Source organism: Bartonella sp. TT119HLJHH, assembly GCF_042193385.1.
In the GTDB taxonomy this organism is placed as follows: Bacteria; Pseudomonadota; Alphaproteobacteria; order Rhizobiales; family Rhizobiaceae; genus Bartonella.
Genome location: NZ_JBHILS010000146.1, coordinates 1 through 575 on the forward strand (window position 1 = coordinate 1; position 575 = coordinate 575).

2 protein-coding genes are annotated in these 575 nt (G+C 51.1%); both read left to right on the forward strand.

Annotation, left to right across the window (positions count from 1 at the left end; all coding sequences use genetic code 11):
- Window positions 1-327, forward strand: a 327-nt coding sequence (locus ACFIJL_RS09845; protein WP_375624554.1) for a hypothetical protein, incomplete at its 5' end; no start/stop codon positions are given.
- On the forward strand, window positions 324-575 hold a 252-nt coding region (locus tag ACFIJL_RS09850), incomplete at its 3' end, for a DNA-binding protein (RefSeq protein ID WP_375624556.1). The genes ACFIJL_RS09845 and ACFIJL_RS09850, both read left to right, overlap by 4 nt.

The window sequence follows — 575 nt, forward strand, 5'->3', positions numbered from 1 at the left end:
GAATGCCGGCATGAGCGCAGTGTGATTGCGGAGCGTATGGCGCATTATTTAGGGATTGGGTGTTTAAGTAAGGCGAGTTTGGATGCTTATGTTGCGGAAAGTAAGCAGGTGGATATTTCCCTGCCGCGGTTTAAGGCATTTGTGCGGGCGACAGAGGCATTTTGGCTTTGGGATGAGGTGGTGAGTGAAGATGGATTGTTGCTGTTGCAAGGAGATGAGGCGCGGTTAGCAGAAATTGCGCGGCTTCAGCAGGAACAGCGGGAGATTGCAGCGCAATTGAAAGCCATGCGCGCAACGCCGGTTCGCATTAAAAGGGGGCAGCCATGAAGGAATGGTTTACTATTGCCGAATTGGCTGAGGCAGCTTTGCCAGGGTTGCCGAAAACAAAGATCGGTCTCAACAATCTTGCGCTTAAGAAATGGCGTTTGAATACACAATTGTTTCGCCAAACATTAGGCAAAACCAAGCCGGTTTGGAAGTATCACATTTCCTTATTGCCGGAGGGGGCGCGGGCGGCATTGTTGGTGCGGTTTGGTGGGGCTGTTGATGTGAAACAAACGCAAGGGGAGCAAAAG